Annotated in this window: 10 protein-coding genes and 1 pseudogene; 10 read left to right on the top strand and 1 reads right to left on the bottom strand. The window is 76.3% G+C overall.

Annotated elements, in window-relative coordinates; all coding sequences use genetic code 11:
- The first annotated feature begins 3 nt into the window (after positions 1-3).
- The 6 genes and pseudogenes from hemQ (at position 4) to hemL (ending at position 6,233) form a co-directional block, all read left to right on the top strand.
- Positions 4-750: a hydrogen peroxide-dependent heme synthase gene (gene hemQ / locus AYX06_RS04970; RefSeq protein ID WP_062734848.1), complete on the top strand. Its 747-nt coding sequence runs from the start codon at positions 4-6 to the stop codon at positions 748-750.
- Positions 747-1,955, top strand: coding sequence for a ferrochelatase (locus AYX06_RS04965; protein ID WP_062734847.1), 1,209 nt, complete (start codon positions 747-749; stop codon positions 1,953-1,955). Before hemQ ends, AYX06_RS04965 begins: the two co-directional genes overlap by 4 nt.
- A complete protein-coding gene (gene hemC / locus AYX06_RS04960) occupies positions 1,952-2,908 on the top strand; it encodes a hydroxymethylbilane synthase (protein ID WP_062734846.1) in 957 nt (318 codons plus the stop codon). The genes AYX06_RS04965 and hemC overlap by 4 nt, the downstream gene beginning before the upstream one ends.
- Before the next feature lie 5 nt (positions 2,909-2,913).
- Positions 2,914-3,741, top strand: a pseudogene (locus AYX06_RS20385) (uroporphyrinogen-III synthase); the annotation flags it as partial.
- A gap of 111 nt (positions 3,742-3,852) precedes the next feature.
- A complete protein-coding gene (hemB, locus tag AYX06_RS20380) occupies positions 3,853-4,863 on the top strand; it encodes a porphobilinogen synthase (RefSeq protein WP_062736888.1) in 1,011 nt (336 codons plus the stop codon).
- 53 nt (positions 4,864-4,916) lie between these two features.
- Positions 4,917-6,233, top strand: coding sequence for a glutamate-1-semialdehyde 2,1-aminomutase (gene hemL, locus AYX06_RS04950; protein WP_062734845.1), 1,317 nt, complete (start codon positions 4,917-4,919; stop codon positions 6,231-6,233).
- Positions 6,234-6,255: 22 nt separating this feature from the next.
- Here hemL and AYX06_RS04945 read toward each other — a convergent pair whose 3' ends face one another.
- Complete coding sequence (locus AYX06_RS04945) at positions 6,256-7,110, bottom strand: 3'-5' exonuclease (protein ID WP_084271455.1); 855 nt, start codon at positions 7,108-7,110, stop codon at positions 6,256-6,258.
- Positions 7,111-7,493: 383 nt separating this feature from the next.
- On the opposite strand from AYX06_RS04945, the gene AYX06_RS04940 reads away from it, so the two are divergent.
- From AYX06_RS04940 to AYX06_RS04925, 4 genes are read left to right on the top strand one after another with little or no spacing between them, the layout of a single operon-like run.
- Positions 7,494-8,642 carry a TerC family protein gene (locus AYX06_RS04940; protein ID WP_084271454.1) on the top strand — a complete coding sequence of 383 codons (1,149 nt, stop codon included), beginning with the start codon at positions 7,494-7,496 and terminating at the stop codon, positions 8,640-8,642.
- Positions 8,639-9,133, top strand: coding sequence for an adenine nucleotide alpha hydrolase family protein (locus tag AYX06_RS04935; protein WP_062734844.1), 495 nt, complete (start codon positions 8,639-8,641; stop codon positions 9,131-9,133). Before AYX06_RS04940 ends, AYX06_RS04935 begins: the two co-directional genes overlap by 4 nt.
- Before the next feature lie 28 nt (positions 9,134-9,161).
- Positions 9,162-9,596, top strand: a complete 435-nt coding sequence (locus AYX06_RS04930; RefSeq protein ID WP_307725486.1) for a helix-turn-helix transcriptional regulator — start codon at positions 9,162-9,164, stop codon at positions 9,594-9,596.
- A 57-nt stretch (positions 9,597-9,653) separates the two neighbouring features.
- Positions 9,654-13,010 (top strand): ATP-dependent helicase, encoded by a 3,357-nt coding sequence (locus tag AYX06_RS04925; RefSeq protein ID WP_062734843.1) that lies wholly within the window; start codon positions 9,654-9,656, stop codon positions 13,008-13,010.
- Positions 13,011-13,033: the final 23 nt, after the last annotated feature.

Raw genomic sequence — 13,033 nt, 5'->3', positions numbered from 1 at the left:
TCCTTGAGCCACGACACCAGGCCGCAGCCGCACGACGGCCGTCCCGCCGCCGAGCCCGACCAGGCGCAGGACGGGGGCGCGGAGCGGCTCCACTGGGCCGTCTGGACCGTGTTCGCCCGGCCCGCCGGGCCCTCCGGCGCCTCCGTCGGTCCCGACGGGTCCGCCGCGGAGTTCGACGGCGTCGTCGAGCAGCTGGCCGCCGAGGGCGTGACGCTGCGCGGGGTCTACGACGTCTCCGGGATGCGCGAGGACGCCGACGTCCTGACCTGGCTGCACGGGGAGGACCCGCAGGCCCTGCAGGCGGCGGTCCGCCGGCTGCGCCGCACGGGCCTGCTGGCGGGCACCGCCCAGGTCTGGAACGCGATGGGCGTCCACCGGGACGCCGAGTTCACCCGCAACCACTCCCCGTCCTTCGCCCGGGGGGTCCCGGCCGAGCAGTGGGTGTGCGTCTACCCGTTCGTGCGCTCCTACGAGTGGTACTACATGAACCCCCAGCGCCGCGGCGAGATGCTGCGCAACCACGGCATGGCCGCCCGGGACTACCCCCAGGTGCTGGCCAACACCATCGCCTGCTTCGGGCTCAACGACTTCGAGTGGCTGCTGGCCCTGGAGGCGCCCGAGCTCGTGGACCTCGTGGACGTGATGCGGGCCTTCCGCAACACGGAGGCCCGGCTGCACGTGCGCGAGGAGACGCCCTTCTACACCGGTCGCCGGATCGGCACCGAGGAGATCGCGGAGGTGCTGCGATGACCGCCGAGAACGACCTGTCCCGCGCCCGGGCCCACCCGCCCGAGGACTACGACGCCGTCATCCTCTCCTCCTTCGGCGGCCCCGAGGGCCAGGACGACGTCCTGCCCTTCCTGCGCAACGTCACGAAGGGCCGCGGCATCCCCGACGAGCGGCTCGAGGAGGTCGCCACCCACTACCGGGCCAACGGCGGCGTCAGCCCCATCAACGCGCAGAACCGCGCGCTGCGCTCCGCCCTCGAGGCGGAGCTGCTGGGCCGGGGGATGCACGTGCCCGTGCTCTGGGCCAACCGCAACTGGGCCCCCTACGTGGCCGACGTGGTGCGGGAGTGCCACGCCCGGGGCATGCGCCGGCTGCTGGTGCTGGCCACCAGCGCGTACTCCAGCTACTCCGGGTGCCGGCAGTACCGCGAGGACTACGGCGTCGCGCTCGAGGAGCTCGGCCTGCGGGACGAGATGCACATCGACAAGGTGCACCAGTACTACGACTCCGAGGGCTTCGTGCAGCCCTTCGTCGAGGGCCTCCGGGACGGCCTCGCGCAGGTCCGGGGCCGGCTGGGCGCCGAGGGCGGGCGGATCGCCATCCTGTTCTGCACCCATTCCATCCCGACCACCGACGCGGAGGCGTCCGGGCCGGCGCGGATGGACTTCGAGGAGAACTCCGCCTACGTGGCGCAGCACCTCGCCGTCGCCCGGACCGTGCTCGAGCGCGTCGGGCCGGAGGAGCTGGGGGACCACACCTGGGACCTCGTCTACCAGTCCCGCTCCGGACCCCCGCAGGTGCCGTGGCTCGAGCCGGACGTCAACGACGCCCTCGAGGAGGTCGCCGCGCGCGGGGTCGCCGGCGCGGTGCTGGTGCCGCTGGGCTTCGTCTCCGACCACATGGAGGTCAAGTGGGACCTCGACACCGAGGCCCTCGAGACCTGCGAGCGGCTGGGCCTGCCGGCCGTCCGCACCCCCACCGCCGGCACGCACCCGGCCTTCGTGTCCGGGCTGGCCGACCTCGTCGAGCAGCGGGTCGCCGGCCGCACCGCACCGCCGAGGGTCTCCGCGTGCGCCCAGGGCACGTGGTTCGACGACTGCGCCCCGGACTGCTGCGTCAAGGTGCTCCGGGGTGCCGCCGGGCCGCGCCCGACCATCGCCCAGCGGCCCGAGGGCGACCCGATCCCCGTGGATCTCGACGAGTCGGGGGAGGTGCGGTACGCGTGACGGCCGAGACCGCCCCGGACCGGCCCGTCCTCCGGGTCGGCACCCGCGGCTCCCAGCTGGCCCTGACCCAGACCGGCACGGCGGCGCGCGCCGTGGCGGCCGCGGGCGGCCTCGAACCGGAGCTCGTCACGATCCGCACGGAGGGTGACGTCCTGACCGGCCCGCTCTCCCAGATGGGCGGCACCGGGGTCTTCGCCACGGCCCTGCGCGCGGCGCTGCTGGCCGGCTCGGTGGACCTGGCCGTGCACTCGCTCAAGGACCTGCCCACCGCCCCCGTGCCGGGTCTCGAGGTGGCCGCGGTGCCGGAGCGGGAGGACCCCCGCGACGCCCTGTGCGCCCGCGACGGGCTCACCCTGGCGCAGCTGCCGGCCGGCGCGAAGGTCGGCACCGGCTCCCCGCGGCGGGCGGCGCAGGTGCGCGCCGCCCGCCCGGACCTGGAGATCGTGGACATCCGCGGCAACGTCGGCACCCGCCTGGCGCGCGTGGCCCCCGGCGACCTCGACGCCGTGGTCCTCGCCGCCTCGGGGCTGCACCGGCTGGGCCGGCAGGACGCGATCACCGAGCTGATCGACCCGTCCGTGATGCTCCCGGCACCGGGCCAGGGCGCCCTGGCCCTGGAGTGCCGGGCCGAGGACGCCGCCGGGGACGCCCCGCTCGCCATCGGCCTGGCCGCGGTGGACCACCTGGAGACGCGGCTCGCCGTGACCGCCGAGCGGGCGCTGCTGACCCGCCTCGAGGCCGGCTGCGCCGCCCCCGTCGGCACCTACGGGCGGCTCCGGGGCGACGAGCTGGTGCTCGACGTGGTCGTGGCCGACCCGGACGGCAGCCAGGTGATGCGCCGCGGCGGCAGCACGGCGCATCGCACCGTCGACGCCGCCCGGGACCTCGGCACCCGGCTGGCCGACGAGCTGCTCGCCGACGGCGCCGGCCGGCTGGCCCGGTTGACGCTCTGAGACCCGTGCCGCGCCCCGGCCACGACGACCGCTCCGGTGCCCTGCACGGGGCCCGGGTCGTCGTCACGCGCTCCGCCGGGCGGGCCCGGGAGCTCGTGGCGCTGCTGCGCGCGGACGGGGTCCGCGTCCGGCTCGCGCCGCTGCTCGAGCCGACCCTGCCGGGAGACACCGCGGCGCTGTCCGCGCTGCTGGACCGCGCGGCGGCGCCCGGGCCCGCGGGGCGCACCTGGCTGGCGGTCACCTCGGTCAACACCGTGCGCGCCCTGCAGGCGGTGACCGGGGCCCCCGGCCCGTCGGGGCTCGGCGCGCGGCTGGCCGCGGCCCGGAGCGCGGGACTGCGCGTGGCGGCGGTGGGGGACGCCACGGCCGCGGCCCTCGCGGACGCCGGGCTGGCCCCGGACCTCGTCCCCGGCACCGCGCACTCGGCCGCGGGGCTGCTCGCGGACTGGCCGGCCGAACCGGCCCCCGGCACCGTCCTGCTGCCGCTCTCCGCCCGGGCCCGGCCGACCCTCGAGGCGGGCCTCGCCGCGAAGGGGTACCGTGTCCTCACGGCCACGGCCTACGCCACGGTCCCGTGGCCGGCCCCGGAGCCCCTCGTGCCGGAGACCGCGGCGGACGCCGGTGCCGTGCCGACGCTGGACCGGGCCGGGCTCCTGGCGGCCCTGGCCGCCGGCGAGGCCGACGCGGTGGTGCTCACCGCGCCCTCCCACCTCGCCGAGCTGGTGGGCGAGGACCCCGCCGTGCTGGCGGGCACCGCGCTCGTGGCCATCGGCGAACCGACCCGGCAGGCGGCCGCCGACCGCGGCCTGACCGCCCACGCGGCGGCCCGTCCCACCCCGGAGGCGGTCCGCGCCGCCCTCGCCCGCGCCCTCGCGGCCCCCCGCGGGCCGCGGCGCCCGGAACCGACGACACCGACGACATCCCCGACCGAGGAGACGACTCCCGTGACCGACCGAACCCCGCGCTACGACCTCGTGTCCCGGCCCCGCCGGCTGCGCAGCACGCCCGCCGTGCGACGCCTGGCCGCCCAGACCCGGGTGCACCCGTCCGACCTCATCCTCCCGGTCTTCGTGCGGGAGGGCCTCACCGAGCCCGCCCCGCTCGGCTCCATGCCGGGCGTCGTCCAGCACTCCATGGACTCGCTCCGCCGCGCCGCGGCCGAGGTCGCGGCCAAGGGCCTGGGCGGGATCATGCTCTTCGGCGTGCCCGCGCAGCGGGACGCCCGGGGCAGCGCCGGGTGCGACCCCGAGGGGGTCCTGAACCGTGCCCTGCGCGCCGTGCGCGCCGAGGTCGGCGACGACACGGTGGTCATGGCCGACCTGTGCCTCGACGAGTTCACCGACCACGGGCACTGCGGCGTCCTGGCCGAGGACGGGACCGTGGACAACGACGCGACCCTGGAGATCTACGGCCGGATGGCCGTGGCCCAGGCCGAGGCCGGCGCCCACGTGCTCGGGCCCTCCGGCATGATGGACGGCCAGGTCGGGGTGATCCGTGCCGCCCTCGACGAGGCGGGCCGGCCCGACGTGGCCGTCCTGGCCTACTCCGCGAAGTACTCCTCGGCGTTCTACGGCCCCTTCCGGGAGGCGGTGGACTCGCAGCTGCAGGGCGACCGGCGCACCTACCAGATGGACCCCGCCAACCGGCGCGAGGCGCTGCACGAGCTGCAGCTGGACCTGGACGAGGGCGCCGACATGGTCATGGTCAAACCCGCCATGAGCTACCTCGACATCCTGCGCGACGTCGCCGAGGTCTCCCCGGTGCCCGTCTCCGCGTACCAGATCTCCGGGGAGTACGCCATGATCGAGGCCGCCGCGGCCAACGGGTGGATCGACCGGCGGGCCGCCGTCCAGGAGTCCGTGCTCTCCATCCGCCGCGCAGGGGCCGACACCGTGCTGACCTACTTCGCCGTCGAGCTCGCGGACTGGTTCCGCGAGGAGAACGGCCTCTCCTGAACCCCACCCTCCCCCGAGCCGGCACCCCCGGCGGAAGGAAGCAGACAGAACCCATGAGCGTTTCCCAGGAACTCTTCGACCGAGCCCGCAAGGTCATGCCCGGCGGGGTCAACTCGCCGGTGCGCGCCTTCGCCTCCGTGGGCGGCACCCCGCCGTTCATCACCGCGGCCAAGGGCCCGTACCTCACCGACGTCGACGGCCGCGAGTACGTCGACCTCGTCAGCTCGTGGGGGCCCGCCCTCATCGGCCACTCCCACCCCGCGGTCATCGAGGCCGTGCACGAGGCCGTGGAGCGGGGCCTGTCCTTCGGGGCGACCACCCGCGGCGAGACCGAGCTCGCCGAGCTGGTCGTGGACCGGATCGGCGCGATCGACGAGCTGCGGATGGTCTCGACCGGCACCGAGGCGGCCATGACCGCGATCCGCCTGGCGCGCGGCGTGACCGGCCGGGACCTGATCGTGAAGTTCGCCGGCTGCTACCACGGCCACGTGGACTCCCTGCTGTCCGAGGCGGGCTCCGGCGTCGCGACCCTGGCCCTGCCCGGCTCGGCCGGGGTCACCGCGGCCACCGCCGCCGAGACCCTGGTGCTGCCCTACAACGACCTCGCCGCCGTGGAGGAGGCCTTCGCCGCCCACCCCGGCCGGATCGCGGCCGTCATCACCGAGGGCGCCCCCGCCAACATGGGCGTCGTGACGCCCCTCGAGGGCTTCAACGCGGGCCTGCGCCGGCTCACGCGCGAGCACGGCGCGCTGATGATCTTCGACGAGGTGCTGACCGGCTTCCGCGTGCACGAGGCCGGCTACTGGGGCCTCACCGCGGCCGGTGAGGACGGCTGGGAGCCGGACCTGTTCATGTTCGGCAAGGTCATCGGCGGCGGGCTGCCCGCGGCCGGGGTGGGCGGCCGCGCCGAGGTGATGAACCACCTCGCGCCGCTGGGCCCCGTCTACCAGGCGGGCACGCTGTCCGGGAACCCGGTGGCGATGGCCGCGGGCGCGGCGACGCTGCGCACCGCGGACCGGATCGCCTACCAGACCGTCGACCGCCGGTCGGCCCAGCTGCAGGAGGCCGTGCGCGCCGTGCTGGACGAGGCCGGGGTGGACCACTCGATCCAGTCGGCCGGCAGCCTGTTCTCGGTGGCCTTCGGCACCTCGGCCACCGGCGTGCACGACTACGCGCAGGCCAGGGCGCAGGAGACGTTCCGCTACCCGGCCTTCTTCCACGCGATGCTGGACCAGGGCGTGTACCTGCCCCCGTCCGTGTTCGAGGCGTGGTTCCTCTCCGCCGCCCACGACGACGCGGCCATGGACCGGATCGTCTCCGCCCTGCCCGCGGCGGCGCGTGCCGCCGCCGAGGCCCGGCCGGCCGCCTGAGCACGGACCGCTCCGGGGACGCTCAGGCGTCCTCGGGGCGGCGCAGCGGCCAGGCGCCGTCCACCACCGCGTCCGGCCGGGTCCGCCGGAAGTACTCCTGCAGGCTCGCGGCCTGCTCCGCCGCCCAGCCCACCTGGTCCTCGTGCAGCTCGGCGGCCGGGCGCACGAGCTCGGGGAACCGCCGCGCCATCAGCACGGCGAGCCGCTCGGTGGCCACCGCGTCCGCCGCCGAGGTGTGCGCGGCGGTGAGCTCGACCCCGTACTCCTCGCAGAGCGCCCCGAGGGTGCGCTTGCCGCGCCGGTACCGGTGCACCTGCTTGTTCAGGACGTAGGGATCGAGCACCGGGAACGGCTGCGGCACCTCGACACCGTGCCGCCGCCCCTCGTGGGCGAGGACCGTGAAGTCGTAGGAGGCGTTGAACACCAGCACGGGCGTCCCGGCCGCGAACAGCTCGGCCAGGACCCGGGCGATCTGCGCGACGACCTCCGCCGCCGGCCGGCCCTCGGCACGGGCCCGCTCGGTGCTCACCCCGTGCACGGCCGCCGCCTCCTCCGGGATCTCCACCCCCGGGTCGGCCAGCCACTCCCACTCGTCCGTCACCGTGCCGGAGGCGTCGGTGCGCACGACGGAGGCCGTGACGATGCGGGCGGTGTGCGGGTCCCGTCCGGTCGTCTCCAGGTCGAAGGCCGCCCGCGGCCCCTCGGTCCACGCCGGGGCGGCGCCGGGCGCGACCGTCGGGGGGCCGAGCTCGAACAGGACGTCCTGCTCCGCGTCGGCGCCGGCCGCCGAGGGCGCCGGCGGCGCGGCGCGCAGCGGCGCGGCGTCGAACAGGGGCGGCTGGTCGGTGGGCTCGGCAGGGCGTGAGGGCGAGGACATGGATCCACCGTACCGGCCCCCTCCGACCCGCCACGCCGCGCCGCCGGGCACCACCCGGCCGGCAGGCCCGGCGGCGGGTCCGTCCCCGTGGCGGGCGGGCCCCGGGACGGCACGACGGTGACCGTGACGACGCCTGCCGGCTCCGGTCCCGGTCGTCCCGACGGGCGCCGCCCCGGTCGTGGTCCGTCGTGGGCCCTGATCGGCGTCACCCGTCGGGCCGGCGGGGTCTTGCCGGAACAGGTGAACCGTGCTTCACTTGTCGGCACAGGGAGGGGAGTATCCCAGCAGCGTTCCGTCGTCACTACGGCCCCGCGAGGGGTCCGGCGGGCGGGCCCGGACGGGCCGGGAGAGACCTCCGATCGACTCGATCGGAAGGTGCTGTCATGGATGTCCCGTTCTGGATCTGGGCCGCGGTGCTGGGCTTCATCGTGGTGATGCTGGCCGTCGACCTCTTCGCCCACCGGCACGCCCACGTCATCGGCGTGCGCGAGGCGGCCGTGTGGTCGGGGGTGTGGGTGGTCTTCGGCGTCGCCTTCGGCGCTCTCGTCTGGTGGGGTTGGGGTGCGGAGTTCGGCCAGCAGTACTTCGCCGGCTACCTGATCGAGAAGTCCCTGGCCGTGGACAACGTGTTCGTCTGGGCGATCATCTTCAGCTACTTCGCCGTGCCGCGGGAGTACCAGCACCGGGTGCTCTTCCTGGGGGTGCTCGGCGCGCTGGTGTTCCGCGGGATCTTCATCGCCGCCGGGGCGGTGCTGATCCAGAACTTCTCCTGGATCCTCTACGTCTTCGCGGCGTTCCTGCTCTACACCGGGTGGCGGATGATCCGCCAGCGCAACGAGCACCTGAACCCCGAGCAGTCGATGGTGCTGCGCGGCTTCCGCCGCTTCGTGCCGATGACCGACGCCTACCACGGCCAGAAGCTGCTGGTCCGGCGGAACGGGGTGCTGCTGGCCACGCCGCTGCTGGCGGTGCTGGTGCTGATCGAGGTCACCGACATCGTCTTCGCCGTCGACTCGATCCCGGCGATCTTCGCCGTCACCGACGAGGTGTTCCTGGTCTTCACCGCCAACGCCTTCGCGATCCTGGGGTTGCGGGCGATGTACTTCCTGCTGGCGGATCTGATCCACCGCTTCGTGTACCTGAAGGTCGGGCTGGCCCTGGTGCTGATCTGGGTGGGGATCAAGATGCTGCTGAAGATCGACATCGTCTACATCCCCACCGGGATCTCCCTTGCGGTGGTCGCCACGATCATCACCGTCTCGGTGGTGCTGAGCCTGCGGGCCACCCGCGGGCAGGGCCGCCGGTCGCTGCCGGCCCCGGCCCAGCCGCCCTTCCGGGTGGCCACCGCCGAGGAGAACGCGGCCCTGGACCCGGTGTGGCGCCGCGGGCGACCCGCCGTGCGCGAGCGGGCCGGGCGGGTCCACGACGACGCCGCCCCCGCCCGCAGCGGCGCCGAGGACGGCTCCCGGACCGGTGCCCGGGACGACCACGACCGACAGCACGACCGACAGCACGAAGGAGACGCACGATGAACGGTCCCGCCACCGGAGCCCGGCACCCGGTCGCCGCGGTGATCACCGACGGCCCCGAGGCCGCCGCGGTCGCCCGCCGCGCCGTCCGGATCGCCGCGGAGGCGGGCCGGCCGCTGCTGCTGCTGGTGCCGATGCTCCGGTCGGCGTTCACCGACGACGCCGTCATCGGCCGGCACGTGCACGAGGAGGCGCTGCAGGACGCGCGGGCCGTCGCCGCCCGCGCCCTGCCGACCCTGGAGGCCGCAGGCGTGCCGTTCCGCGTGCAGGTGGTCTGGCACCGCAGCTGCGGCCTCAGCGGCGCCCGGCAGGTCCGCGCCGTCGCCCTGGCCCACGCGGCGCACCGGGCCGGGGCCCCGGTCGTGGTCACCCCGGTCCAGCTGCCGGTGCCCACGGTCGAGCACGGGCCCAGCGTGGTCCTCGTGGCCTCCGGGTCGGCCGCCCCGCTCACGGTGCACCGCCCGGCGCGCTCGCGCCGGCTGGACCAGCTGTGACCCGCCCCCAGCACGGAAGGAGCCCACGGTGACCCGTTCCGCCGTCCCCGCGGGCGGCGGCGCCCCGGCCACCGGCGCCCCGGCCCCCGGCCCGCCGCGCGACGTGGACCCGCGCGACGGGCGGACCCGGGGATCCGGGCCGGTGCCCGCCGGTGGGGTCGTCCGGCCGCCGTGGACCTTCCTGACCAACCACGGCCACGTGCTGCTGGCCGTGGCCCAGTCCCAGGACGCCCGGGTCAGCGAGATCGCCGCCCGGGTGGGCATCACCACGCGTGCCACGCTGGCGATCCTCAAGGACCTCGAGTCCGCCGGCTACCTCCGCCGCCACCGCGTCGGGCGCCGCAGCCACTACACGGTCGACGGTCACCGGCCCTTCCGGCACCCGGCCATCGCCGCCCACGAGATCGGGGAGCTGCTGGACGTCCTCGCCCCGGCGCCGGCCGGGGCCGGGGGCGCGTCCTGACGGGTGGCCGCGGCCGGTGGCGTTATCCCGTCGGAGTGCCGTGATGGGATGAGTCCCATGCGGCACTCCGAGGACAGCACCCAGACCACCAGCACCGCCGCGGCGCCCGGGGCGGGGCCGGTGCGCTGGAACCTCGTGCCCCCGTCCGGCGCCGGCCCCGCCCGGGCCCCGTGGCAGCCGACCCCCGAGCAGGAGGCCGTGGCCGGTCTGCCGGCCGGGTGCGGGCCCCGTCTCGTGCTCGGCGGGCCCGGGACCGGACGCACCCGGGTGCTCGTGGAGCTGGCGGCGCGCCGGATCCGGGCGGGCCTGGACCCGGACCGGCTGCTCGTGCTCACCCCCTCCCGCCTGTCCGCCGCCCGGGTGCGGGACGAGCTCACCGCCTCCGTGTCCGCCACCATGAGCACCCCGCCGGTGCGGGCCTGGCAGTCCTACGCCTTCGACCTGCTCCGGCGGGCGCAGAACGAGGGCCTGCTGCCCGGCGTGGCCCACAGCCCCAAGCTGCTGTCCGGCCCCGAGCAGGACGTCCTGATCGGCGAGCTCATGGCCGGGCACGCCGCGGGGGAGGGCGCCGCCGTCGCCTGGCCGGCGGACCTGCGGGAGGCGCTGGGCACGCGGGGCTTCCGGCAGGAGGTGCGCGAGCTGTTCGACCGGATGTCCGAGTACGACCTCGCGCCCGCGGACCTGCGCGACCTCGCCCGCCGGCTGGACCGCCCGGACTGGTCCGCCGCCGCGGCGATGCGCGCCGAGTACCAGGCGGTGCGCCGGCTGCGGATGCCCGAGTCCTACGACCCCTCGGCCCTGGTGACCGAGGCCGCGCGGGTCCTCGAGGAGCAGCCGGACTTCCTGCGCGCCGAACAGGAGCGCCTCGAGCTCGTGCTCGTGGACGACCTCCACGAGGCGACGCCCTCGATCCACCGGCTGCTCGCCGTGCTGTGCCGGGGCCGGGACACCGTGCTGACCGCCTGCGCGGACACCGTCGTGCAGGGCTTCCGGGGGGCCCGGCCGGACCTGCTGCGCACCCTCGACGACCGTCTCGCCGAGCCCGCCCGCCCGCTCCGGCGGCACCTGCTGGGCGAGAGCCGTCGGATGCCGCCGGCGGTGGCGGAGGTCTGGCAGCGCGTCGCGGAGCGCATCCCCGCCGTGGCCGGCGCCCGGCACCCGCGGCGGCTGGAACCGTCCGACGCCGTGGCGGGGGAGGGAGAGGTCGTCACCGTCGTGCTCTCCTCCCCGCTGCACGAGGCCCGCTGGATCGCCCACGAGATCCTCCAGCGCCACCTGGTGCAGGACGTCCCGCTGGCGGACATGGCCGTGGTCGTGCGCAGCGGCCGCTACCTGGAGAGCCTGGAGCGCCAGCTCTCGGCCTTGGGCGTGCCCGTCAGCACGTCCGCCGCCGAGACCCCGGTGCGGGACGAGGCGGCGGTGCGCCCGCTGCTGGGCGCCCTGCGGATCGTCACCGAGGCGGACGCCGCGGCCGCCGAGCGGGACGGGGGCGGGCACTTCGCCGCCCTCACGGTGCAGGCGGCCGTGGAGCTGCTGTCCTCCCGGATCGGCAACGCCTCCCCGATGGACGTCCGGCGGCTGCGCCAGCGGCTCCGGGCGGAGGAGCTCGCCGCCGGCGGCGGCCGGACCAGCGACGACCTGCTCGTCGAGGCCCTCGTGGCCCCCGGCGCGCTGGACGCGGCCGGGGTGCGCTCCGTCCCCGCCCGCAGGATCGCCCGGATGCTCACCGCCGGCCGGCGCGCCCTGCGCGAGGAGGGCGCCACCGCGGAGACGGTCCTGTGGGCGCTGTGGGAGGCCGCCGGGGTCGCCGAGTCCTGGCGCCGCCGCGCCCTGGAGGGCGGGCCCGCGGGTGAGCGGGCCGACCGCGACCTCGACGCCGTCGTCGGCCTGTTCGAGGCGGCCGAGCGCTACGTCGACCACCTGCCCGGGGCGAGCCCCGCGCAGTTCCTGGACTACATCGACAGCCAGGAGCTGCCCATGGACACCCTGGCCGCCCGCGCCCCGACCGACGAGACCGTCGAGATCATGACCCCGGCCACCGCGGCCGGCCGGCAGTGGCCGGTCGTCTTCGTCGCCGGGGTCCAGGAGGGCGTGTGGCCGAACACCCGCCTGCGCGGGCAGCTGCTGGCCGCGGACCTGCTCACGGACGCCCTCGACCTCGGCGTCGAGCAGGCCTCACGGGTCACCCCGGTCACCCGGATGCGCGAGGTCCGCCACGACGAGCTGCGCTCATTCTCCGCCGCGGTCTCCCGCAGCCGGGGCACGCTCGTGGTGACGGCGGCCTCCGACGAGGACCAGCAGCCCTCCGAGTTCCTGGACCTCGTCGACCCGCCGGGCACGGGCCCCGGGGACGGCGTCCGAGCCGTCGTGGACGCCCCCCGGCCCATGACCCTGCGCGCCCTCGTGGCGGAGCTGCGGCAGTGGGTGCAGCTGCACGACGAGGACCCCGTGCGCGCCGAGGCCGCCGCGCGCCTGCTGCACCGCATCGCCTCGTCCCCGCGCCCGGTGCCCGGGGCCCACCCCGACACCTGGTGGGGCGCGGCCGAGCTCTCCAGCACGGCCCCGGTCTTCGACGACGGGGTCCCGGTGCCCGTCTCCCCGTCCCGGATCGAGACCATCCACCGGTCCCCGCTCGACTGGTTCGTCGCGGCCTCCCGCGCCGAGGCCGCCACCGACCTCAGCCGCAGCCTCGGCTCGCTCGTGCACGCCATCGCCGAGGAGCTGCCGGAGGCCTCCGGGTCCGAGCTCGTGGCCGAGCTCGAACGCCGCTGGCCCACGCTGGGGCTCCCGGAGACGTGGGAGTCCGCGGTGCAGCTGGAGCGCGCCCGGCAGATGCTGCGCAAGTTCGCCCAGTACGTGGTGGACGCCCGCAGCCGGCACGGCCGGCGGCTGGCCTCGGTGGAGGGCTCCTTCAGCGTGCTCGTCCAGGGCCGGGCCCGGGACGCCCTGCTCCGCGGACGCGTGGACCGGCTGGAGCTCGACGAGCAGGGGCGCTACGTCGTCGTGGACCTCAAGACCGGCCGCAACCAGCCGGCGGGGGCGAAGATCGCCGAGCACCCCCAGCTGGCGGCCTACCAGGTGGCACTGTCCGCGGGCGCGGGAACGGCCATGGTCGCGGGCGAGGACGAGGCCGTCCTGGAGCTGCCCGGCGGCACGGTCACGGAGCTCTCCGGCGGCGCCCTCCTCGTCCAGCTCGGGACCCGGGCGAAATCTCCCTCCGTGCAGCAGCAGGACCCCCTGGACCCGGCGGACACCTGGGCGCGGGACCTGATCACCCGCGCCGCGGAACTGGTGGCCGGGGAGCACTTCGTCTCCCGCCACGACCAGGCGGAGGGCGCCTTCGGCGGGCACGGGTGCCGGCTGCCGCAGATCTGCCCGCTCTGCGCCGAGGGCCGGCAGGTGAGCGAGCCGTGAGGACCGTCCCCGGGTCCGCCGGA

Origin of the sequence: Kocuria turfanensis (assembly GCF_001580365.1) — a bacterium.
GTDB classification, from domain to species: Bacteria; Actinomycetota; Actinomycetes; order Actinomycetales; family Micrococcaceae; genus Kocuria; species Kocuria turfanensis.
The sequence above is the reverse complement of the archived record's forward strand: the minus strand, read 5'-3'. Positions and strand labels throughout refer to the sequence as shown.

What these genes read in the sequence shown, in the direction of transcription:
- AYX06_RS04945 (WP_084271455.1), bottom strand. Translation starts at nt 7,110, where the DNA reads ATGTCCTCGCCCTCACGCCCTGCCGAGCCCACCGACCAGCCGCCCCTG.
- AYX06_RS04935 (WP_062734844.1), top strand. Translation starts at nt 8,639, where the DNA reads ATGAACGGTCCCGCCACCGGAGCCCGGCACCCGGTCGCCGCGGTGATC.
- AYX06_RS04925 (WP_062734843.1), top strand. Translation starts at nt 9,654, where the DNA reads ATGCGGCACTCCGAGGACAGCACCCAGACCACCAGCACCGCCGCGGCG.
- AYX06_RS04940 (WP_084271454.1), top strand. Translation starts at nt 7,494, where the DNA reads ATGGATGTCCCGTTCTGGATCTGGGCCGCGGTGCTGGGCTTCATCGTG.
- AYX06_RS04965 (WP_062734847.1), top strand. Translation starts at nt 747, where the DNA reads ATGACCGCCGAGAACGACCTGTCCCGCGCCCGGGCCCACCCGCCCGAG.
- hemL (WP_062734845.1), top strand. Translation starts at nt 4,917, where the DNA reads ATGAGCGTTTCCCAGGAACTCTTCGACCGAGCCCGCAAGGTCATGCCC.